We start from the raw sequence: 22,551 nt of genomic DNA on the forward strand, positions 1-22,551 counted from the left end.
GGATATACCGTGCGACCGTAGCCCCCCCCCCCCCCCTCTCCCCCCCCCCCTCCCCCCCCCCCCCCCCCCCCCCCCCCCCCCCCCCCCCCCCCCCCCCCCCCCCCCCCCCCCCCCCCCAGGACGGCTGCCCTAGGGCTGCGGTGCCGGTTCGGCGTCGGCGGCGGGGGACTGGCCCGGATCCGGTCCGGGCCGGGTCTTTGGATCCTTCTCGCCGGCGGAGCGGGGGCCGGTGGGTTCGGGCCGGGCGCGCAGCACGCCGAGCAGCGGCCCGGTGGCCGCCGTGGTGAGCAGTGCCATCACGACCAGCAGCGCGTAGAGCCGGGAGCCGATCACCCCGGCCTGCAACCCGACGTTGAGGACGATGAGTTCGGTCAGTCCGCGGGTGTTGAGCAGGACGCCGATCACCAGCGAGTCACGCCAGGGCATGCGGGCGACACGGGCCGACAGCGAGCCGGCGGCCACCTTGCCCACGATCGCCGCGGCGCATATCACCACCAGGAGCAGCAGGTCGGACCTGTGCAGCCCGCCGAGCTTGACCGCCATCCCGGAGATCGTGAAGAACACCGGCAGCAGCAGGCCGCCGGTCTCCTGGAGCGGGCGCAGCAACTGGTTGTCCGGCACACCGTCGCGCTGGCGGGGCATGATGATCCCGGCCAGCAGCGCGCCGAAGATCACGTGCAGCCCCAGCGCGCTGGTGACAGCGGCCGAGCCGAGCGCCACGGCGACGGCGATGGGGACATGATTGGCCATCAGGGCGCCGGGCCTGTGCGTCCACCACACCAGCAGCGGCCGTACGACGAAGATCATCACCGGCATGTACACGCCCAGCAGGGCCACCCTGACGGTCCAGGTCTGCGCCGAGCCCTGCTGCGCACCCCCTACCAGGGCCACGGCCAGCACCGGCCAGCTCAGCGCGTCGATGACACCGGCGGAGGCCATGGCGATCGTGCCCGGCCTGCTGCCGGCCAGCCCCTGGTCCCGGATGATGCTGGCCAGCACGGGCACCGCCGTGATGGACAGGGCGACCGCCATATAGAGGATGAATGTGGCATTGACCGGATGCCCGCCGTTGGCGGAAGAGAAGCTTCCGGGGAAGAGCAGCACGACCGCGGCGCCCATCAGCATGGGAATCGCGAACCCGCCCAGGGAGACGGCGGTCACCGCTCCCTGACCGCGCAGCAGACGCAGGTCGAGTTCATAACCGACCGCGAAGAGGAAGAACACCAGCGCCACTTGTGACAGGGCGGTCAGAATGGGCTGGATCTCCTGCGGGAAGAGGGTTTCGTAAACCCGGCCCGGTGTCAGGCCCAGCAGGCTGGGACCGAGTGCGATGCCGGCGAATAACTGCCCGATGACAGGAGGCTGACCCAGTCTGCGTGCCGCCGCGCCCAGCGCGTAGGAAGCCGCGATCACCACCGCGAGAGCGGCGGCGACGTGGGTGACCATGGAGTCGGTGCTCACCGGCAGCCCCCTTCCGGCATGTGCCGCCTGCTGTGGCACAGTCAGTACGGAGTGTAGCCGCGCCGCGCGTGAACGGCCTATTGTTGAGTGCACTTGGTATATGCCGTCATGGGCGGGGGGCAGCGGTGACGACGGTCTTATTCGTACACGGCACCGGAGTGCGCGAGCCGGGTTTGAGCGAAACTCTGGAACGCATACAGGAAGGCTTCCGGCCGCTGCGGCCTGAAATCCGCATAAATTCCTGCTATTGGGGTGGAAACGCAGGATCGGTGCTTCATTCGAACGGTATCTCCGTGCCGGGGTACGCGACCCGGCGTGGCATACCGGAAGCGGGCGCCCCCGACGCGGGCGACGACGACCTCGACACGGACGTCGAGTTCTGGGGACTTCTCTATCTCGACCCGCTGCTCGAACTGCGGCTGCTCACCCCGGAATCCTCCGGCCGGGCCGAACTGGCGCCGGGCGCGCGGCCGCCCGGCGAGGCTCTCTCCGCGGCGGCCCTGTCCCTCACCGAGGACGCCCCGCTGCGCGGGCTGCTGGAAGCCGCGGGCATCGCGGAGGACTTCCCCGCCGCCGTGGCCGCCGTGCTCACCGCCCCCGACTGCCGTCGCTTCCTGCGCGCTCCGGCCGCGGGCGACGACGCGGACGCGCTGGCACGGGCGTTCGTGGCCGAATCGGTGCGCCGGCGGGCGGGGCGGCAGGGACCGGCTCCGGCCTTCGACGGCACCGCACGCGACGAGGCGGTCGCGAGGATCGTCACGCTGCTGCCCCGGGCTCCCGCCGGTGCGGAGGCACCCGGAACGCACCGCGGCCCGGTGACCCGCCGGGTCAAGCGGCTGGCCGGCCGGCTGGCACTCGGACTGGCCTCCGCCCAGGCGGTCAAACGGCGTTCGGCACTCACCGACGCGGCCCACCCGGCCGCCGGCGACGTGCTGCTCTACCTGGCCCGGGGCGCCGCGATCCGCGAGGCCGTGGCGCAGGCGGTACGCACGGCCGAACCGCCGGTCGTCCTGCTCGCGCACAGCCTCGGCGGCATCGCCTCGCTCGACCTGCTGGTGCTGCGGCCGCTGCCGGAGGTCGAGCTGCTGGTCACCGTCGGGTCGCAGGCGCCGTTCCTGTACGAGCTGGGCGCACTGCCCAGCCTGGAACACGGCAGCCCACTGCCCGCGCACGTACCGCGCTGGCTGAACGTGTACGACCGGCGGGACCTGCTCAGCTACGTCGGCGCCGGGGTCTTCCCCGGCCGGGTCCACGACATCGCCGTGGACGGCAGGCAGCCCTTCCCGCTCTCCCACAGCGCCTACTGGAGCAACCCGGAGCTGTACCGCCTCCTCGCCGCGGAGCTGCCGTGAGCGCCGCCCGCCCGGACCGTACGTACGCCGTCGTGGTCGGCGTCGAACGCTATGCCGCCGGCCCCTCCTGGGACCTGCCGGGTCCCGCCGCCGACGCCCGCCGCTTCACCGCCTGGCTGCGCGGACGCGGAGTGCCCGCGGCCAACATCTTCCTGCTGCTCGGCCAGTCGGCCGAAGCCGGCGGACCGGATGTCGACGTCCCCGCGGGGGCCGCCGGCCGGGAGGCGGTGCAGGAGGTGCTGACGCGCCGGCTGCCCCCGCTGGAGGGGGATCTGCTCTGGGTGTTCTGGGGCGGCCACGGCGTCACCGACCCGCAGGGCCACCGCAGGCTCTTCTACGCCGACGCCGCCGAAGACGACAAGCGGAACCTGGACCTGGACGCCTGGCTCCACGTCTTCACCACCGATCTGCTGCCCGGTTTCCGGCGCCAGATCTGGCTCGTGGACTCCTGCCAGACCTTCGTCGAGGACCTCGGTTTCGCCCGCTCGCTGCCCCGCGAACTCCCCCCGGGCGGCGACCGGCTGCCGGGCCGGGAACAGTTCGTCCTGCTGGCCTCCGGCCCGGGACAGCGGGCGGCCAACGACCCCGTGCGGCGGACCGGGGCGTTCTCCCGGGCCACGCTCGCCGCCCTGGCCGCGGCGGACGGTACGGGCTGGCCACCGGAGATGAGCGCGGTCGCGGAGAGAGTGATCGGAGAGTTCACCGAGGGGGCCCAGCGACCCACCTCGCTCTGGTACCGGTCCTGGACCAGCGACGTACGCCACCTGACCTTCCCCGCTGCCCGGCGCCGGGAGGAACCGGTGCCGGACACGGCCCTGAGCGAACTCGTCGACCTGCTGGCGGGATGGCCCGGCATGACGGACCGGGACCAGCGCCAGCTCGTGCTCGGCATGCTGCCGCCCGACCTGTCCGGCGCCATCCCCCGGCTGGGGGCGCCGCGGCCCGACATCATCAGCATCGTCCGCACCTGCCGCCGTCATCCTGGCGGGCTGGCCGCCCTGGTCGAGGCGGTCGCCATGATCGAACCGGGCTCGCTGGAGCAGCGCGAGCTGAAGGACTGGGCGGCCCGCTGGCTGCTTCCGGAACCGGGCGCCTGACCGGCTGATCACGGTCTTCCCGAACTCTTCCGGCATGCGTCATCATGAAGTCATCGGGATGTAGGGCGCTCTCAGGGGGATGTCGCATGCAAACGTCCGCGGAATTCATGGGGTCCGAACTGGTCGATCTCAGCGACATCCCACTCTCCGCCCTTCGGTGGCAGAACCCGGATGTCTACGCGCGCTCACTGAGCAGGCTGCTGCGGCAGGTCGAGCGGCCGCGAGTCAACTTCTCCGGTGGCGAAGGGACCCCGCAACCGGGACGGGCCGACTGACGGTTCCCCGGGGAGGAGACCTGTGCAGACCGACGGACGTTCCGGCCCCGCTCGTGCCGCGCACCACCTCATCCCCTCGGCGTACTTCCACGACCTGGCCACGGGCCGGGGCGGCCCCGAGACGATCCGTTTCCTGCGGACGACCGAGTACAGCAGGCGGCTTCTGCTGCTGCGCGCCCTGCTCGACGCCATCGCCGCGACCCCCGGCGCCCTGGGCCCGCTGCCCCCCGTGGACAGCGCGTGGGAGACGCTGACGGCGGCCCAGAAGCACGCCCCGGAGGACTTCCGGGAGCTGCTGCTGCATCCGCCGATCGGCATCTGGCTGGGGCACAGCCTGCGGCGGCTGACCCACACGGCCTGGGGCGAGGGGCCGCTGTGGACCGACCTCGGCCATCTGTACGCGGTGTGCTGCGTCGCCGCGCTGCGGGCGGGGCTGCCGTTGCGCACCGTCGTGCCGTTGCGGGACGGCACGGCGATGTTCCCCACCCTCGGGCTGGCCCGCTTACGGGGCCGCCCGCACTGGGGGACCGCGGACGTCGTGGTGGAGGCGGGCCGGCTCAGGGTCGATCCGTACGGTGCCTGCGTGGGTCCGCCGGAACCGCCCGGGGCGTCCGACCGCGACGCGCCGGGGTGGCAGGCGGTCCGCACCCTGCGGGCGGACGTGGCGGGGCGGCCGGTGGCCGTCCGGCTCGACGACATCGACCCCTATCGGGACCTGAGCGAACCACTGCCCCCGCAGCGCCTCGGCGAGGAGGAACTCGCGCGCTGGCAGGAGCGGTTCGGCCGTGCGATGAGCCTGCTGACGGAGATCGACCCGGGCATGGCCGCAGCCGTCGCCGAGGGACTGCGCACGGTCACGGCCGTGGAACGGGCGCCGAGCGGGGTGGTCCTCAGTGCCTCCTCCGGCGACGCCTTCGGCGGTGTGCTCACTTCCCTGCCGCCGGATCCGGTCACCCTGGCGGTCACCCTGGTCCATGAGTTCCAGCACACCAAACTGGGCGCACTGCTCCATCTGCTGACGCTGGAACGGGACAGCGGGGCCGAACGGCACTACGCCCCCTGGCGGGACGACCCCCGTCCGCTCAGCGGACTCCTCCAGGGCGTGTACGCGTTCCTCGGCATCACCGACTTCTGGAGCCGGTACCTGGACGAGGCGCCGCGGGCCGAACGGCCGCTCGCCGAGTTCGAGTTCGCCTTACGCAGGCGGCAGACCCAGGACGCCCTCCGCGTCTTCGGTGCCGACCCCGGGCTGACCGCGCACGGGCGCCGCTTTCTGCGGGGCATGTCCACGCGGCTGACCTCCCTGTGGGCGGACGGCCGGGTACGACCGGACATCGCCGCCCTCGCCGAATTCGCCGCCACCGACCACCGCACCGGCTGGCGGATCCGGCATCTGAGCCCCGCTCCGGACGACGTCCGTGCCTTGGCCAGGGCCTTTGCCGCCGGTACCGCGGCCGACTACCGCATCGCCGACTCCTCCGTCGTCCCGGACCTCGCCGCTTCCTGGTCCCACGCCCGCACCGGCCTGATCCGGCAGCGTCTGGCCGGACCGCTCGACGGCGCCCGGCCCGAGCCGTCCGCCGCCGACCGCGCCCTCGTCACCGGGGACCCCGCCGCCCCGGACGCCTACGCCCGCCTCCTGGCCGACGACCCGGAAGCGCCCGAGTCATGGACGGGCCTCGTCCTCGCCCTCGCCACCCGCGACCCCGCCGCCGGCCCGCTGCTGCGGCGCCCCGAGCTGCCCCGTGCGGTCCACCGCGAACTGCGTGGCACGGGCATGGCCGCCGACCCGCGGCACGTCGCCCGCTGGCTCGCCGCGGGCACGGCCAGGCGCAGCCGCCGGGGCTGACGGGGCCCTCCGCGACACCCGGGCGGGGCCGTCGACCGCGAGGGCCGTTTCGGCAACTACCCTCCATACCATGCCAGTTCGGGGCACAGACCCTGGAACGGTCCGGGCCGGGCCCCGTCGGTACGGTCCGTCATCGATCTTTCACAGGTTCCGGGCCCAGAGCGTCGAACACACTGCTGGTTTGCCGTTAAGCTCGGGCGAGACCGGAAACGGCCACCGGGCGTCGCGGACGTGACGCAGGACCGCGTACCCGGAGGACACTGTGCCCGCCGCCCTCCCTGCCTTAGCCGGCAGGCCCGCTCACCTCGGACGTACCCGCGCCGTGGTGTCCACCGGGGTCGCGGCCGGCACACCCGCTGTGTCCACCTCCCCCTTTGTCACCGCCGGTCAGAGCCTCGCCGCGTCACCCCCCAGGTCCACCCGTGAGGCGGCGGGTGCGCGAGGTTTCCGGCTTTTTGCCTGTCATGCCCGCATCCAGAACGATGTCGTCGCGGCAGCCGGTGGCACCACCTCGTCCGGTCGTGATGTCCAGCGCCGACCGGTTCGCGAGCCGGACACCTTGGAGAGGACTTGATGACCGATCTGATACTGGCCGTCAGTACCGCGGTCGCCGCGGCGGCCGCCGGGACCACCTGGCACTTCCACCGCTCGTACCGACGCGAGCGAAGCAGGGCCGACGAGTTCCAGGGCCGGGCGGAGCAGCTCACCCAGCAACTGCGTGCCGCGGAGTACGCCCTCGGGCAACTGGCCGCCGACGTGCCCGCGCTGGGCACCGCCGCCCTGCCCGGCGAGCGTCGTGGCGGCGCCCTCGCCCTGCCCCCGCCGCTGACCCGCACGGCCCTCGCCGACCGGCTCCGCGACCTCACCGGTCAGGTGACCGCCACCGTGACGCGGGTGCGGGAGACCACGCAGGCCGCGGCCGAGGAGCACGTCGCCGGAATCCGGTCCGCGGCCGACCAGGAGATCGCGAAGGCACGCCGGGAGTCGCAGGAGGCCACCCGGGCGGCCGTGCGCAGCTTCGCCTCCAGCGTGGTGGCGCGGGCGTCCCGGCTGAGCCGGGAGATCAGCCAGGGCGTGCGCTCCCACCAGGACGACGAGGCGTACGCCACCCTGGTGCACATCGACCACATCGCGCAGCAGATGCTGCTCACCGCGCAGGGCTACGCGGTGCTGGCCGGCGACCGGCTCTCCCGGCGCTGGCCCCGGACCTCCCTGACCGATGTGATCCGCGCGGCGATGGGCCGTATCGAGGGCTACCAGCGGGTGGAGCACCACGAGCTGGACACCGTCGCGGTGCAGAGCCGGGCGGTCGAGGCCGTCGTCCACACCCTGGCACTGCTGCTGGACAACGCCCTGCGGTACTCCCCGCCGGCCGCGCGGGTCCACGTCTCCGTGGAGGAAGGCCACCACGCCTGCTTCCTGACCGTCGACGACGCCGGTCTGCGGATGGACGACGAGCGGCTGCTGTGGGCCAGCGACATCATGTCCGGCAAGCAGCGCGACGAGATCACCCAGCTCGGCGCCCACCCGCAGACGGGCCTGCGCGTCGCCTCGCTCCTCGCCGAGAACTACGGCTTCCGGGTCGAGCTGACCGCGCCGAACATCTACCAGGGCACCCGCGCCGTACTGGTGCTGCCGAAGAACCTCCTGGTCTTCCCCGCCGCCGGTACGCCCGCCCCCGCCTCTGCCACCGCCACCGTGCCCGCCCGCGTCACCGCGCCCGCCCCCGTCACCGCGCCCGAGCCCGCCGCCCTGCCGGCTCCCCGGGAAGCCGCCGTCCCGGAGCCGGCGGCGACCACCGCGAGCGGCCTGACCGTCCGGCAACGCCCGGCCCGGGCCCGCAGTACGCCCCCGCCACCGCCCGAGGCACCGCTCGTGCCGGGCCGGCCGAGCGTCGCCGCCGCCTGGGCGGCGGGCACCCGTCAGGGACGCCAGACCCAGGAAAACAACGGACTTACCGAAGGACACTGACCATGCGCGACACGCACAGCAACAGCCTGGGGTGGCTGCTCGACCAGGAACTCGGCACCGTCGAGGGCGTCGAGTACGCGGTGCTGATGAGCAGCGACGGCCTCCTGCAGGCCCGCACGGAGACGATCGGCCAGGAGGACGCGGAGAAACTCGCCGCCGTGACCGCGTCACTGCGCGCCGCCGGCAAGGCGTGGGACGAGCACGTCGGCGGCAAGGGAATGTGCCAGCTGCTGATCGAGTCCCAGGGCCGCATCGGGCTGACGACCGCGGCGGCGAGGAACTCCATGCTCTCGGTGGTCACCACCGGCCCCGAGGCCGATGTCGGCCTGATCACCCACCACATGGTGCGGCTGGCGACCCGGCTCGGCCACGAGCTGGAAGTCGGCGACCGGCGCCCCACCGCGGACGGCGGGACCGCGACGTGACGGGTCCGCGGCACGACCCGGACCTGATCAGGCCCTACGTGCGCACCGGCGGACGCAACCGGCCCAGCCGGGACGTCCGCCTGGAGACCGTGCTCATCGCCGCGTCCGGCCCCACCGAGGTGCTGGGGCCGGACGCCCGCAGGGTGATGCGGCTGTTCGCCGGCGGGCGCGGCGGTCTGGCCGTGGCGGACATCGCCGCCGCACTGGAACTGCCGCCCTCCACCGTGCGGATCATCGTCTCCGCGCTGATGGACAGCGGCCATCTGGCCAGCCCGGCCCCCGTCCAGGAGGGCCGCCCCGGACTCGACCTGCTACAGGAGGTGCTGCGTGGACTCCGCGAACTGGTCTGACCAGCCCGCCCCCCACTACCTGGCCCCCGCCGTCGCCCGGTCGGCGAAGATCGTCGTCGCCGGGGCGTTCGGGGTCGGCAAGACCACCTTCGTCGGCAGCGTCTCCGAAGTGGCACCGCTGCGCATGGAGGAGCCGATCACCGAGGCGAGCGTCGGTGTGGACGATCTGCGCGGCACACCGCACAAGACGACCACGACGGTCGCCATGGACTTCGGCCGCATCCATCTGCTCGGCGACCGCCTGGTGCTCTACCTGTTCGGCACTCCGGGCCAGACCCGGTTCCGTCCCCTGTGGGAAGGACTCACCGAAGGCGCGCTGGGCGCCCTGGTCCTGGTCGACACCCGGGACCTCGACGGCTGCCACGAGGTGCTGGGCCTGCTCGAGGAACAGCAGACACCGTACGCCGTCGTCATCAACGTCTTTCCCGAGGCGCCCAGTTACCCCCTGCACGAGATCCGGCAGGCGCTCGCGCTGGATCCCGACACACCGCTGACCGAATGCGACGCGCGTGACCGCCGCTCCTGCGTGTACGCGCTCATCACCCTCATCGAGTTCCTGACCTCCCGTCACGCCCCCGCCTCTCTTGTGGAGCCCCGTTCATGACCACCCCCGGCCCCGGCACCGCGAGCCCCCCGACGCGCATCGCGCTCTACGACGCCGAGTTCGCCGACGATCCCCACGCGGCGTACGAGCGCATGCGCCGCCTCTTCGGACCGCTGGTCCCCGTGGACCTCGCCCCCGGCGTCCCCGCGACCCTGGTCATCGGCTTCCAGCAGGCCCGGCGCATCCTCAACGACCCGCTGCACTTCCCCGCCGACCCGCGGATCTGGCAGGAGGCGATACCCGAGACCTGCCCGGTCCGGCCGATGATGGAATGGCGTCCCAACGCGCTGCGCTCGGCCGGCGCCGAACACACCCGCTACCGGGCGGCCAACACCGCGAGCCTGCAGGGGGTCGACCAGCACGAGCTGCGCGCCCTGGTGGAGAAGGTCGCCTCCGCGGCCATCGGCGACTTCCGCACCCTGGGCCACGCCGACCTGCTCATCCAGTACTCGTGGCCCATCGCCTTCCGTGTCCTGAGCGCGCTGCTGGGCTGCCCGGACGAGATCGGCCGGCGCATCGCCGACGGCATGGCCAAGATCTTCGAGGCGGAGGCCGAGACCGCCGCCGAGGGCAACGAGATCCTCGGCCTGGCCGTCGCCGAACTCGTCGCCCTGCGGCGGCAGCAGCCCGGGGACGACATCACCTCACGGCTGATCGCCCACTCCGCCCGCCTGGACGACATCGAGATGCTGCACCAGCTCGTCACGCTGTACGGCGCGGGCATCGAGCCGTTGACGAACCTGATCAGCAACACCGTCCTCAGGATCCTCACTGACGAGCAGTTCTCCGCGGGCCTGCACGCCGGCCAGCCCGTCCGGGACGCCCTCGACACCGTGCTCTACACCGACCCGCCGCTGGCCAACTACTGCATCACCTACCCGCCGTACCCGATCGACATCGAGGGCGTGCTGCTCCCCGCACACCAGCCCGTCGTCATCTCCATGACCGGCTGCAACAACGATCCGGCCGTCACCGCCGGCGTCACCGCCGCCGAACTCACCGGCAACCGCGCCCATCTGTCCTGGAGCATCGGACCGCACGCCTGCCCGGCCAGGACCCACGCCTACCTGATCGCCGAGACCGCCATCACCTGCCTCCTGGACGCGCTTCCCGAGATCGACCTGGCCTGCCCCGAGACCGAACTGGTGTGGCGGCCCGGCCCGTTCTCCCGCGCCCTGGAAGCCCTGCCCGTCCGCTTCCCCGCTGTCGTCTGAAGGAGTCCGGCCATGTCCCAGCACCCCCCGCTCGTCCTCGACCCGACCGGTGCCGCCGCGCACCTGGAGCACCGGACCCTGCGCGACCGGGGCCCGGCCGCGCGCGTGGACGTCCTCGGCGTCCAGGCCTGGGCCGTCACCGACCCCGCCCTGCTCAAGCAACTGCTGACCAGTCCCTCCGTGTCCAAGGACGCACGCGCGCACTGGCCGGACTTCGCGCAGACGGCCACGACGTGGCCGCTCGCCCTGTGGATCGCGGTGAAGAACATGTTCACCGCCTACGGCGCCGACCACCGCAGGCTGCGGCGGATGGTCGCCCCCGCGTTCAGCGCCCGGCGCATCGCCGAACTGCGCACGGCCGTCGAGGCCATGGTCACCGAACTGATCGACGCCCTCGCCGCGCGGCCCGCCGGGCAGGTCGTGGACCTGCGCGAGCACCTGGCCTACCCGCTGCCCATCACCGTGATCGGCCACCTGATGGGCGTACCGCAGGACCGGCGGGCCGGCTTCCGGCAGCTCGTGGACGGCGTCTTCGACACCACGCTCACCCCGGAGCAGTCCCAGGCCAACACCCTCCGCCTCTACGGCGTCCTCGACGAGCTGATCGCCACGAAGACCGCCGCGCCGGGCGACGACATGACGTCCCTGCTCATCGCGGCCCGTGACGAGGAGTCGGACGGCACCGGCTTCACCGGCGAGGAACTCCGCGACACGCTCCTGCTGATGATCAGCGCCGGGTACGAGACCACGGTCAACGTCATCGACCAGGCCATCGTCGCCCTGCTGACCTCCCCCGACCAGCTCGACCTGGTCCGCACCGGCAAGGCCGGCTGGGACGACGTCGTGGAGGAGACGCTGCGGCACGAACCCGCCGTCAAGCACCTGCCGCTGCGCTACGCGGTCACCGACATCGAGCTGCCCGGCGGACAGACCATCGCCCGGGGCGAGGCCATCCTCGCCTCGTACGCCGCCGCCAACCGCCACCCGGACTGGCACGGCGACAGCGCCGACACCTTCGACGTCACCCGCACCCTCAAGGAACACCTGGCCTTCGGCCACGGTGTGCACTTCTGCCTCGGCGCCCCCTTGGCCCGGCTGGAGGTCGCCGAGGCCCTCCGGCAGCTCTTCGGCCGTTTCCCCGACCTGTCCCTCGCGGTTCCGGCCGGGGAACTGCGGCCGGTGGCCTCCCTGATCAGCAACGGCCACCAGGAACTCCCCGTCCGCCTGACCCTCGCGTAGCGCAGGCGGGCACCGCGCCGGGACCGTACCGGCCGGGGAGACGGCGGCCGTCGCCGTCTCCCCGTCAACCTCCCCGTTCGAACGACTACTTGACCTCGTTCGTGCTTGAACGGGCCGCGTCCTGGGCACGCACCCCCTACCGGCGTCCACCGCCGGGCCGTAACGGCAGAGGGAGGGCGTCATGGACCGTCGGATCCGGGTGCGTGTCAGCCGGCGCCCAGCCGCCCCGCGCGGGCAGGAGATCGACCGCAGGACCCCCTCGGGGCGCATCCTGCCGTACTGACCGCCGCCGACACCTGCCGCAGCTTGGTGTGGGTCCGCTGGGAGGCCTCCCGCAGGATGTCCCACGCCTGGTCCGACGTGCACGCGTGGGCGGCTGAACCGGTGGGCAGTGCGGCGCCGAGCGGGTCCACGGGGTCCATCCCCAGCAGTTCCAGGACGCGGCGAGGCTGCCCCCGCCAGCCGGTGGCCGAGACCGGTACGCCGTGCCGGCCGCCGTACGCGCTCAGCAGGTCCAGGAACGCCAGACCTGCCGTGTCCATGAAGGACACCTGTGCGGTGCGCGTGCCGCTGAGATCATCTCTTTCGTCCTGTCCGGTCCTCGGGTTCCCGCACCCGCCGCCTGCCCCTTGTGTTCCGGGCTGCGCCCCGCTCGGCCCGGATCGTGCGCCGGGCGGGAGAGCCGGGGCGCATACTGGGCACCCGTGATCCTGTGCAGCTGGGAGTAGGCGTGAGCGGACCCGAGCCGGTGCGGCCCCGACGGGCTGCCGTGCCGTTGCCCGCCGTGCCGCGGCTCGACGTGCACCCGCTGACCGGGCGGACCGGGATCCGGGCCGCGGGCGAGGTGAGCCTGCCCACCCACGGCATCTGGGAGCGTGCGCTGGAGCGGGCCGTTCGCGAGGGCGAGGACGTGTACTACTTGGAACTTTCCGCGCTGACCTTCGTCGACGTCGCGGGCGCCGGCGCGCTCGCGCACGCCGCCCGGCGCCTCGGCGGGCAGCGGCGCCTGGTGCTGGACCGCCCGCCGCCCGGGCTGCCGCGCGTACTGGAGCTTCTGTGGCCCGGCCTCCCGGCGATCGAGGTGTCGACGCCATGACCACAACGGCCGAACCCTTCGTCCACCCGGCGCTCTTCTACGCGGACCCGCAGGAGTACCTGGCCGGCACCGTCCCCTTCGTGCGGGAGGGTCTCGCGGCGGGCGAACCCGTCGCGGTCGCCGTTCCCGGCGAGAACCTGCGGCTCCTCCAGGACGAGCTGGGCGCCGACGGCGACACGGTACGGTTCCTGGACATGCGGGAGGCGGGCCGCAACCCCGGCCGGATCATCCCCGGCGTGCTGCGGGCCTTCGCCGACAGCCGACCGCCCGGCCGACGGGTGCGGATCATCGGCGAGCCGGTCTGGGCGGGCCGCAGTCCGGCCGAGTACCCGGCCTGCGCCCAGCACGAGGCACTGATCAACGCCGCGTTCCAGGGCCGCGAGGTCAGCATCCTGTGCCCGTACGACACCGCCCGGCTGGACGAGCGGGTGCTCGCCGACGCCCACGCCACCCACCCGGTCGTCGTCGCGGCCGGCGCGGGGGAACGGCTCAGCGGGGCCTACGACCCCGAGGGCGTGGTCGCCCGCTACAACGAACCGCTGCCGCCCGCCCCCGACGCCCTGCCGGACGTCCTCTCGGTCACCTTCGGCGAGGACGCGCTCTCCGTCGTGCGGCACGTGGCGACCGACCACGGCGCCCGGCTGGGTCTGGCCGGTCTGGCCCTGGAGAACCTGGCGCTGATCACCGCCGAGCTGACCACCAACAGCGTCCTCCACGGCGGTGGCACGGGCGTGCTCACGGTGTGGCCGGAGAACGGACACGTCCTGTGCGAGGTCCGCGACAAGGGCCGCCTCACCGATCCGCTGGCCGGCCGCCGGCCCGCCTCCCGCGACCAGCGCGGCGGCCGCGGCCTGCTGCTGGTCAACCTGGTGTCGGACCTGGTCCGCATACACACCGGACCGACCGGAACGACGATCCGCTGCTACCTGACACCGTGACCCGGCCCCCGGCGTGAACCCCGCGGCGGGCGGGCGCGGTGAGATGACGTGTGGCGCGGGCCGGCGCCGGCGTTAGCCGCTCGTCCCGGATGCCCTCGCCGCCGCGGGGTTCCGCTTCGCCTGCTTCGGCGGCCTGCACCGGTTCGCGGTGCGGCTCAGGCGGCCAGCGGGTTCAGCGTCAGCGGTTCGATCCGGCCCTCCAGCATGGCGCCCAGGCCCTGGGCCGCGCAGATGCCGGGCCGTTCGGCGATGTGCACCGGCATCCCGGTGGCCTGCCGCAGCATCTGGTCGAACCCGGGCAGCAGCGCGGAACCGCCGACCATCACGAGCCCGCGGTCGGCGAGGTCGGCCACCAGATCGGGCGGGCAGTCGCGCAGCACCCTGCCGATCCCGTCCAGGACCCCCGTCAGCGGGGTCTGGATGGCATTGCGCACGGCGGCGGTGTCGATCCGCACGCTGCGGGCGAGCCCCGTGGACACGTCCAGCCCGTGGATCTCCGTCGAGAGCGGTCCGTGCGGGGTGAGCCCGTTGCCGGAGAGCGCCAGCTGCAGCGGCCGTACCGCCTGGATGGGCAGCATCAGCTCGTGCTCGTGCCGCAGGTGCTGCACGATCGCGTGGTCCACGGCCTCCCCGCCCACCGGCATCCGCGCGGCGGTGACGATGGACCCGAGCGAGAGCACCGCCACCTGGGTGGCCGCCGCCCCGCACACCATGATCATGGTGGCCTCGGGGCGCTCGACGGGCAGCCCGCAGCCCACCGCGGCCGCGATCAGCGTGTCCACCAGCTCGACCCGGCGCGCCCCCAGCCCGACCAGCGTCTCGATCGTCGCCCGCCGGGCCAGCGGATCGGCGTCGTGCGGGGTGCAGGCCGCCGCACGCAGCCGGGGCTTGCGGCGCAGGGCACGGCGCACCTTGTCGCCGAGCAGATGCCGCAGCATGCGCTGGGCCATCTCGATGTCGACCACCGTGCCACCGGAGACGGGCCGCACGACCCTGATGTAGCCCGGTGTCTTCCCCGTCATCTCCGCCGCCAGCTCGCCCACCGCGATGAGCGCGCCGGTACGGGTGTTCACGGCCGCGACCGAGGGCTGGTCCACGACGAGACCGGCACCCTTCACATACACCCGGGTACGCGCCGCACCCAGGTCGACGGCGAAGTGGCAGCGGCGCAACTGCTCCAGACTGACGGTCACGGCGGAACCTCCCGAGTGCGCGGGGCCTGGGGCGCCCGGCCGGTCGACGGGCCTTGTCCCTGCATCCTGCGGGCCGCGCGGGGACGGTCGCCTTCTGGAGGGGGCCGGGCGGGGCGCCGCTGAACGGGGGTATTTCCGATCTCTTCCGGTGTGTCGTCCGCGTCAGAGGGAGCGGGCGGCCTCCAGCAGGGGCTCCAGGGACGAGACGGTGACCTCGCTGCCCTCCTCGCGCAGGCGCCGGCGCCCGGCGGCGGTCGGGGCGTAACCGACGAAGCGGAGGCCGAGCTGCTGGGCGGCGGTGAGTTCGGCGACCGAGGAACTGATCAGGACGCCGGCGTGGGCCGGTGCTCCGACGGCGCTCAAGGCGCGCAGCGGGCGGTCGGGGTGGGGCATCAGCAGGGTGAGGTCGCCGCGGCGGCCGTGGATGCCCGCGAGGGGCAGCCGGTAGGGGTCCAGGTAGCGGTGCACGGCCTCGGCGCACACGTCGGTCACCACGCTGACCGGCCGGCCGGACGCGTGCAGGGCGCGCACCAGCGCGAGGGAGCGGTGCGTGGTGGGCGCGTCGGGAACGGCACGCAGTTCGAGGTCGTCGAGGCGCGCCCCCAGCACGGGGCCGAGCCGATCGTGGTCGAAGGCGCGCAGCAGGTCCAGCGGATGCGTGAACGCCTCCCGGCCGGCGGCGCCGGAGACGGGCAGCGCACGGCCCGTCAGCGCGTCCTCCACAGGACGGTGCTCGGCCACCAGGGACAGCAGGTCGAGAGCGGCCTCCCGTGCCGTCTGCGCCGAGAACAGCCGGGCGAGAGGACCGTCGAAGCCGATCAGCACGGTCTCCGCGTCGCCGAGCAGGGCCGCCAGCCGGCGGCCCGACGGGGCCTGCCGCTCCGGCACCGGCAGGGGCCTGCCCTCCGGGGCCAGCCGCACGGTGTACGACACCGACAGCCCCGGCACCGGCCAGGTGCGTACCGCCGCGTTCACCTGCCGCTCGGCCGCGGCCGCCCGGCGCGGCGGATGCCGGCGGGTGACGCGGGCGGCCGCGCCGCGCAGCTGCTCCAGCAGCAGCCTGGCGATGCCGGTGGTCTCACCGCGGACGAAGGCGACCGGATCGTCGACGTGCCAGGACAGCTCCACCGCGGCGGTGAACGCGCCCGAGCCGGAACTCGGCAGGGTCACCGTGTGACGGGCCTGGTGCGGGGTGAGGTCGACCGAGTAGTACGTCTCCGGGCGGGGCGGACGCGTGCCGTACGGCCGGATCGGGTCGAGCACCGTCAGCGGGCCGTCGGGCCGCGTGTGGACGACGGCCGTGCGGCCCGGCGTGGGGATGCCCAGCTCGCGCAGGTCGTGGGTGATGAAGGGGCCCTGGACCAGATCGGGTTCCGCCGTCTCGGGGGACGCCGGTACGAGGGCGCAGTACCAGGCGACCGGCGGGACGTCGGGGCCGTCGTCGCGGTAGAGCGGCCGGAAACGCCGGGAGCCCTGGGCGGCGGAACTGGCGGTGAAGTCGTCGTACAACTCCGGTGGCACCACGACCAGGACGTCCGCGGCCGCCTCCGGCGGCCGGGCGGGTGGCTGCCCGAACGTCACCCGCAGACGGGGCGGATCGGTCAGCCGGTGCAGGGCGTGGGGGAGTTCGCGCAGCACGGCGACCAGGACGGGCAGCAGGTAGACGCCGGGCTCGGTGCGCACGAGATAGCCGTCCGGGCGGACCTCCACCGCGTACTGGCGGGGGGTGAGAGCGCCGCGCGCAAGGATCTCGTGCACGGCGGCCTCGAGGGTGATGCGGGCTTCGGGACGGCCGGTGAGTTCGTCGGCCGTGAAGCGGATCTCGGGGCGGTCGACGGGGATTGCGGCGTCGGCGAGATACGCGCCGAGCGTGCGGCGGAGGGCGCCGAGCGCGGCCCGGGAGTCACGAGCGGCCGGTCCCGGAACACCGTCCAGGGGCTCGCCCCGCCACAACTCCAGTGCCTGCGCCGCCCGTTCCCGTGCGCGTGCCGGATCCCCGGCGGCGCGGGCCCGCTCGGCCTCGCCGGCCAGCCGGCGGAAGCGGAAGACGTCGACGTCGTCGGGGTCGCAGGCCTGGCCGAGGCGCAGGGCGTGGCCGTCCTCGGCGGTCAGGACCTCCGGCCCGAGAAGGCTGCGCAGGTGGGCGAGGTGCCCGTCCAGCTGGTCGGGTGAGCCGGGGCGCCCGGGGGAGCCCCAGACCCCGGCGGCCAGCTCCTCGCGGGTGGCGGACTCGCCCTCGCGGAGCAGCAGCATGCACAGCAGGGCCTGCTCGGCGGCGTCGGTGACGGTGAGCGGCGCGCCGTCCCGGGTGACGCGCAGCGGACCGAGGAGGGAGAAGCCGAGGGTGCGCTCGCGGTGCCGGGGCGGGCGGCTGAGCCGGTCGGCGCCGCTCGCCGAGAGCCGTCGCGCGCTGTCCTCGCTGACCGTGGCGAACGGATCGTCCTCCGCGGCCGTTCCGGTGCCCCGCGCGGAAGGGACCGACGCCCGGAACTCGCCCGGTGCCCGTCCCGCTCGGCGGTCGATGAACTCGCCGATGTGATCGAGCAGTTCGGTGGTGCGGTTGCGGGCGGTGCGGGGCAGGCCGAGCAGCAGCAGCTCCCGTACGCCGTCCCGGAAGGCGTAGGAGCCGGGAGGGCCGCCCGGGACGGTGGTGAGCATGCCGCTGAGGATGACCTCGGCCAGGTGCCGGGGGCGCGGATCGGGTTCCACGGCGGCCTGGACCAGCCGCATGACCGGCAGGTCCGGGCGCCCCACCGCCAGATGCCCGGCCAGCCGGAACGCCTCGGGGGAGGCGGTCGCGCGGAACCGCAGGACCAGCTCCTCGGCGGACAGCCGGCCGACGTCCGTGCGGTCCTCGGCGTCCGCCGGCAGCGGCCGGCCCAACCCGGCGGCCGCGGCCGGGAACGCGGCGCCTCCGGGCGTCGTGAGCAGTGCGGCCCAGTGCGCCAGCCAGCGCGGCTCCGGCTCCAGCACGGGCAGGGGCACGGTACCGCCGGCCAGGACGGACTCGTGCCGCTCGTGCTGCTCCGGCTGCTCGTACGGGGTGAACTCGAGCGTCGCCGTGGGTGCCGCGGGGTACGGGGCCGACAGCCGGCCCGGGGTGGCGGGCAGGGCCGTGTCCCGCCACAGGTGTTCCGGGAGCGGCTGTACGACGGCCAGGGGCATCCGGCGGGCCCAGCGGTGCAGGGTGGCGTACCAGCGGGTGCCGGCGGGGCCCTCCCGCCACTGCGGGCCCATGCAGTCGCTGACCAGGAGGGTGACGGTACGCCCGTCGCCGGGGGCGTAGGCGCCGGAGCCGCGCACCGTGCCGTCGGCCGCGGCACGGTACAGGGCGACCGTGCGGAAGGCGCCCGACTGGGCCAGGGCCGTGTGCAGTTCGTGGATCAGCGGGCGCCAGACCGGCATGGTGGGGCCGGCGTCGTACACCAGGTTCAGGCGCAGCCAGCGTTCCCGCGCGGGACGCATCACCGGCAGCCACCACTGGGGGTCGGCACCCAGGCGGGCGATGCGGTCGGCGGTCGCCCGCTCGTCCAGCTCGTGGCCCACGGGCGCGTCGACACGGCGCCCCAGCGGACGCAGCGAGCGTTGCAGCGCGAGCGGGTGGCGCAGCATCGGGGGCGCGGGGGCCAGGAGGGTGGTGTGGGGCCGGTCCGCGGCCGCCGGGGCGGGGCGGGGGGAGGGCAGATGCAGCGGGACGCGGGAGGGCGGCTCGGTGGCCCGGGGTTCGCGGGCAGGGGCGGGCTCCGGCTCCCGGTCCTCCGCCGGGGCCGGCCGGGGCGGCGGCGGTTGCGCGGGCGGGGCCGGTGGTTCCCGCTCCGGGACGGCGTGCCCGGTGGTGTCGCCGGCGTCGTCGCCGGGGCTCATCTGCCGTGCCAGCCAGAGCAGTTCGGCCAGCTCCAGCGGGGTCGGGCGCACCCCGTGGGCCGCCTGGGCCAGGACGTCCGCCAGGCGGACCAGGGGATCCCCGGAGCGGGGGGCCTCAGAAGACATCGGACTGCGCGCTCTGCCCCAGGTACGGCATGAGCTGTTCGGCCAGCCGGTCGAGGGACGCGGTGTCCAGGTCGGCGGAGCGGGCCAGGTAGATCGCGTTGAGGAGCTGGTCGGTGGCCAGGTCACCGGCGCCCGCCCGGGACAGGAAGCGCTCGATCAGGGTCTGCGCGTACGGGTCGGGTTCTCCCAGGTGGGCGCGGACGATCTCGGCGAGGTGCCGGTCGTCCGGCTGCCGCAGATGGAGCGTGACACAGCGGCGCAGGAACGCGGGCGGGAACTCGCGCTCGCCGTTGCTGGTGAGGACCACGAACGGGAAGGCCCGGCAGCGGACCCGGCCGCGGGCCACCGGGACCCGCTCGTCGGTGCCGTCGACCAGCACCTCGGCGATGCCGTCCGGCGTGAGCCGGGAGGCGCGCACCAGCTCGGGGATCTCGTACTGGCCCTCCTCCAGCACGTTCAGCAGATCGTTGGGCAGGTCGAGATCGCTCTTGTCGATCTCGTCGATCAGCAGCGCACGGGGACGGGCGTACGGCAGGAGGGCGGTGCCGAGCGGGCCCAGGCGCAGATGGTGCTCGATGCCCGCCCCGCCGGCGGTCCCCTCCGCCCTCCCCGGCCGGGCGGCCTCCTGCCGGGCCGCGTACAGCCGCGAGAGCGGGTCGTACTGGTAGAGGCCGTCGTGGAGCGCGCTGCGGCTGGTGATGTTCCAGCGCAGGACCGGGCCGAGCCGCAGCTCGCGGGCGACCGCGTACGCGAGGGAGGACTTGCCGGTGCCCGGTGGACCGGTGACCAGCAGCGGACGGCGCAGGTACAGGGCCGCGTTGACCAGCTCGACCGTCTGCTCCGTGGCCTGGTAGGTCTCGGCGCGGTGCATGCGGTCGGGAGAGACGGCGGCGACGTCGGCGGCCGCGTCCGGTGCCTCGAGCACCGGCCCGCCGTCGAAGGCCCGCCAGGGCGGCGGCGGGGGCAGCTTCGCGATGCCGTCGTGCGGCTCGTTCGTACCGGTGTAGACGGGCCACAGGGGCATGGGCTCTTCTTCTCCGTGGGGGGCGGTCGGTCGTGCGGTCGGTCGGGCGGCGGGGTCGGTGCGGTCGGTCGGGCGGCAGGGCCGGTGCGGTCGGTCAGGCGACGGGGGAGTGCAGGCTCGCGGTGGTCTCGGGGAAGCAGCGCGGATCGTCCCAGAGCAGCTGCAGGTCTCTCGCCCAGTGCAGGTCCGGCTCGTCGGCGGCGTCCGCGGTCAGCCGCAACGACAGGATGTGACGCGGGAGTTCGGCGAGGGGGACCTCGGCGATCGAGGCGGCGAGCTGGTCGAGGAACGCGCTTCCGGAGCAGCACGTCTCCTCGTGCCCGGGGCCGGGGCAGCCGGTCCGGGACCAGAGCAGGACCGGGACGGGCACGGTGAGGCCGACCTCGAAGTGCTGTCGTGCCGCCGTCGGCGGGGTCGCGAAGCCCGCCAGTCCGGCGTCACCGTCCCACAGCCGCTTGCGCAGACTGGGCGGCCGCTCCTGGGTGCCGCACTCGACGCGGTGGACCTCGACTCGGTGCCCGGAGTCCAGCTTCTGCCACTTCTTGCGCAACTGGTGGCGCAGCCGGCCACTGTGGTGGCGCGCGCGGTCGGTCACCACGAGCGGATAGGCGCAACCGAGGGGCGTGCTGTCCTCGGCGCTGCACTCCCAGTGCGCCACCGCTTCGTTGAGCCACTCGCGCGGCAGCACGAACGTCACCAGCTCGTCGGCGTCCGGGGCGAGATGGGCGACGGCCTCGTCGATGCGGCTCTGGACGTAGGCCCGCACACCGGTTCGCGGCAGCCTGCGCGCGCCCACCGGCCGGCGCTGTCCGTCGCGGTACGCGGAGACCTCCACGGACACCTGGTCGGGACCGGCGCCACTGTGGTCGATCTCGACGACCACCGGAGACCAGGGGGAGGGCACGGATGCCACGGAGGACACGGATGCCGCCGGCGGCGTCGGGGCCGCCGGGGTTCCTGCCCGGACTTCCGCCGGGATCTCCGCCGGGGTTCCTGCCGGGCTTTCCGCCCAGGTCTCCCCGAGCAGCTCCCCGAGCCGGTCGGCGAAGCGGTCCACCGCCTCCGGGTCCGGGACCTCCCACTGCACGTACGCGGCCGCCGCCGGCAGCGAGGCGAAGCCGCCCGGAGGCAGGGGCGGCCCGAAGACGCCCACCGCGTCCACGTACAGCCGGTTCGGATCGCACACCCGGTCGGCGTCCGCGGCCCGCCGCAGCAGCGTGTACAGCCTCCGGCGGACGTCGGCCCGGTGGCCGGGGGTGGGCACCAGTTCCCCCAGCTCCGGCCAGTACCGGGCCATGACGTCCAGGGGCAGCATCCGGCCCTTGCGCACGTCCGGCAGGTCCGAGGCCGCCGTGACCATGCCGACCACCCTGCCGTCCGGCAGGGTCGCCGCCGCCCCGCTGAATCCGGCCACGAGCGGCTGCCCGTGCCCGTACCACGCCACCAGCTCCAGCCACTCACCGGCGATCAACTGGCCCGAGACGGCCTGGTACTCGGCGAGCGTCCCCTCGTCGTAGCCCTCGGGGAAGCCGTAGGCGATCAGTTTCGGGTACGGCTCGGTGTACGCGGCGTCGGGCGGTGCGAAGCCGGCCGGGACGAGGGGGACGGCACGGTCCAGCTCGAGTACGGCGACGTCCCCGGGGTCGGTGGGGTGGCCCGCCCAGCCGCCATGGGCGACGACCGACGCGGACAGCTCGCCCAGCTCCCGGGCGTGCGGGAAGGTGACGGTCACCGCAGCCCGGTCGCTCCGCCTGACGACGTGGGCACAGGTGAGCACCCGGCGGCCGGCGACCAGGAACCCGGCCCCCACCTCGTCGCCGCAGGCGATCCGGGCGTGCCAGGCAGCACTGCTCATCACCGGTCGGCGGAGTCCGGTTCCGGCGCGGTCCGCCCCGGCGCCGGCACGGTCTGCCCCGGTTCCGGCGCGGTCTGCCCCGGTTCCGGCACGGTCTGCCCCGGTTCCGGCGCGGTCTGCCCCGGTTCCGGCCGGCCCGGCTCGGCCTGCGCCGGCGACCCGCCGGGGGACCAGCTGAGCTTGACGACCAGATGGCCCTCCGTCGATCCCTTCGCGATGACGGCTCCGGCCTCCGCGGACAGCCGCACACCGAACTCGATCTCGACCGCGTCGGGGCGCAGGCTGCCGTCCCGGAAGACCCGCAGCGCGGCCGAGGCCGCGGCCCGTACGCCCTCCAGCGCTCCCTCGAAGGTGCGCGCCGCCTGAGCGGGTCCGTCACCTCGCGAGACCAGGCGGGCGCCGGATCTGGTTCCGACGTTCTCCACCACGACGAGCGCGCCGTCCTCGGTCTTGAACTCCACCAATCCGTCCATGGCGACGCTCGCTCCCCGTCGTACGTGACCCGTGACCAACTCCTATGTTACGGACGGTGCTTCATGTGTCACATCGCCCCGGGCGGGTGGCGCGACCCGCACCCGGGTTGGCGAGAACCCGCCACTGCGCCAACCCGCCACCTCC

18 protein-coding genes are annotated in these 22,551 nt (G+C 74.1%); 11 read left to right on the top strand and 7 right to left on the bottom strand.

Annotated elements, in window-relative coordinates; all coding sequences use genetic code 11:
• Nucleotides 1-129: 129 nt before the first annotated feature.
• Nucleotides 130-1,461, bottom strand: coding sequence for a cation:proton antiporter (locus ACZ5CW_RS18175; protein ID WP_468602362.1), 1,332 nt, complete (start codon nt 1,459-1,461; stop codon nt 130-132).
• Between the two features lie 293 nt (nt 1,462-1,754).
• On the opposite strand from ACZ5CW_RS18175, the gene ACZ5CW_RS18180 reads away from it, so the two are divergent.
• The 9 genes from ACZ5CW_RS18180 to ACZ5CW_RS18220 all read left to right on the top strand — a co-directional run bounded on the left by ACZ5CW_RS18180 (nt 1,755) and on the right by ACZ5CW_RS18220 (nt 11,837).
• Entirely contained in the window at nt 1,755-2,813 is a 1,059-nt protein-coding gene (locus ACZ5CW_RS18180) for an RBBP9/YdeN family alpha/beta hydrolase (RefSeq protein WP_468602364.1), read from the top strand.
• Nucleotides 2,810-3,910 carry an effector-associated domain 2-containing protein gene (locus ACZ5CW_RS18185; protein ID WP_468602366.1) on the top strand — a complete coding sequence of 367 codons (1,101 nt, stop codon included), beginning with the start codon at nt 2,810-2,812 and terminating at the stop codon, nt 3,908-3,910. The genes ACZ5CW_RS18180 and ACZ5CW_RS18185 overlap by 4 nt, the downstream gene beginning before the upstream one ends.
• A gap of 297 nt (nt 3,911-4,207) precedes the next feature.
• Nucleotides 4,208-6,034 (top strand): HEXXH motif domain-containing protein, encoded by a 1,827-nt coding sequence (locus ACZ5CW_RS18190; RefSeq protein ID WP_468602368.1) that lies wholly within the window; start codon nt 4,208-4,210, stop codon nt 6,032-6,034.
• Nucleotides 6,035-6,607: 573 nt separating this feature from the next.
• Nucleotides 6,608-8,005, top strand: coding sequence for an ATP-binding protein (locus ACZ5CW_RS18195; protein ID WP_468602370.1), 1,398 nt, complete (start codon nt 6,608-6,610; stop codon nt 8,003-8,005).
• A 2-nt stretch (nt 8,006-8,007) separates the two neighbouring features.
• Nucleotides 8,008-8,430, top strand: coding sequence for a roadblock/LC7 domain-containing protein (locus tag ACZ5CW_RS18200; protein WP_468602373.1), 423 nt, complete (start codon nt 8,008-8,010; stop codon nt 8,428-8,430).
• Entirely contained in the window at nt 8,427-8,780 is a 354-nt protein-coding gene (locus ACZ5CW_RS18205; protein ID WP_468602375.1) for a DUF742 domain-containing protein, read from the top strand. The genes ACZ5CW_RS18200 and ACZ5CW_RS18205 overlap by 4 nt, the downstream gene beginning before the upstream one ends.
• Nucleotides 8,758-9,384, top strand: a complete 627-nt coding sequence (locus tag ACZ5CW_RS18210) for a GTP-binding protein (protein WP_468602377.1) — start codon at nt 8,758-8,760, stop codon at nt 9,382-9,384. Before ACZ5CW_RS18205 ends, ACZ5CW_RS18210 begins: the two co-directional genes overlap by 23 nt.
• Nucleotides 9,381-10,598: a cytochrome P450 gene (locus tag ACZ5CW_RS18215; protein WP_468602379.1), complete on the top strand. Its 1,218-nt coding sequence runs from the start codon at nt 9,381-9,383 to the stop codon at nt 10,596-10,598. The genes ACZ5CW_RS18210 and ACZ5CW_RS18215 overlap by 4 nt, the downstream gene beginning before the upstream one ends.
• A 12-nt stretch (nt 10,599-10,610) precedes the next feature.
• A complete protein-coding gene (locus tag ACZ5CW_RS18220) occupies nt 10,611-11,837 on the top strand; it encodes a cytochrome P450 family protein (protein ID WP_468602381.1) in 1,227 nt (408 codons plus the stop codon).
• A gap of 206 nt (nt 11,838-12,043) precedes the next feature.
• On the opposite strand, the gene ACZ5CW_RS18225 is transcribed toward ACZ5CW_RS18220, so the two are convergent.
• A complete protein-coding gene (locus ACZ5CW_RS18225; protein ID WP_468602383.1) occupies nt 12,044-12,379 on the bottom strand; it encodes an ANTAR domain-containing protein in 336 nt (111 codons plus the stop codon).
• A 188-nt stretch (nt 12,380-12,567) separates the two neighbouring features.
• Between ACZ5CW_RS18225 and ACZ5CW_RS18230 the strand changes: the two genes are divergently transcribed.
• Together ACZ5CW_RS18230 and ACZ5CW_RS18235 are read left to right on the top strand one after the other, a co-directional pair.
• Nucleotides 12,568-12,933, top strand: a complete 366-nt coding sequence (locus ACZ5CW_RS18230) for an STAS domain-containing protein (RefSeq protein ID WP_468602385.1) — start codon at nt 12,568-12,570, stop codon at nt 12,931-12,933.
• Nucleotides 12,930-13,871, top strand: a complete 942-nt coding sequence (locus ACZ5CW_RS18235) for an anti-sigma factor RsbA family regulatory protein (protein WP_468602387.1) — start codon at nt 12,930-12,932, stop codon at nt 13,869-13,871. The genes ACZ5CW_RS18230 and ACZ5CW_RS18235 overlap by 4 nt, the downstream gene beginning before the upstream one ends.
• 155 nt (nt 13,872-14,026) lie before the next feature.
• On the opposite strand, the gene ACZ5CW_RS18240 is transcribed toward ACZ5CW_RS18235, so the two are convergent.
• The 5 genes from ACZ5CW_RS18240 to ACZ5CW_RS18260 all read right to left on the bottom strand — a co-directional run bounded on the left by ACZ5CW_RS18240 (nt 14,027) and on the right by ACZ5CW_RS18260 (nt 22,406).
• A complete protein-coding gene (locus ACZ5CW_RS18240; RefSeq protein ID WP_468602389.1) occupies nt 14,027-15,064 on the bottom strand; it encodes a rod shape-determining protein in 1,038 nt (345 codons plus the stop codon).
• 162 nt (nt 15,065-15,226) lie between these two features.
• The gene (locus tag ACZ5CW_RS18245; protein WP_468602391.1) at nt 15,227-19,054 is read right to left on the bottom strand and encodes an SAV_2336 N-terminal domain-related protein; all 3,828 of its coding nucleotides are present in this window, start codon (nt 19,052-19,054) and stop codon (nt 15,227-15,229) included.
• Nucleotides 19,044-20,078, bottom strand: coding sequence for an AAA family ATPase (locus ACZ5CW_RS18250; RefSeq protein ID WP_468602393.1), 1,035 nt, complete (start codon nt 20,076-20,078; stop codon nt 19,044-19,046). Before ACZ5CW_RS18250 ends, ACZ5CW_RS18245 begins: the two co-directional genes overlap by 11 nt.
• A 94-nt stretch (nt 20,079-20,172) precedes the next feature.
• The gene (locus ACZ5CW_RS18255; protein WP_468602395.1) at nt 20,173-21,933 is read right to left on the bottom strand and encodes a VMAP-C domain-containing protein; all 1,761 of its coding nucleotides are present in this window, start codon (nt 21,931-21,933) and stop codon (nt 20,173-20,175) included.
• A complete protein-coding gene (locus ACZ5CW_RS18260) occupies nt 21,933-22,406 on the bottom strand; it encodes a CU044_2847 family protein (protein ID WP_468602397.1) in 474 nt (157 codons plus the stop codon). The genes ACZ5CW_RS18255 and ACZ5CW_RS18260 overlap by 1 nt, the downstream gene beginning before the upstream one ends.
• Nucleotides 22,407-22,551 lie beyond the last annotated feature (145 nt).

Source organism: Streptomyces sp. NPDC031379, from assembly GCF_055569615.1.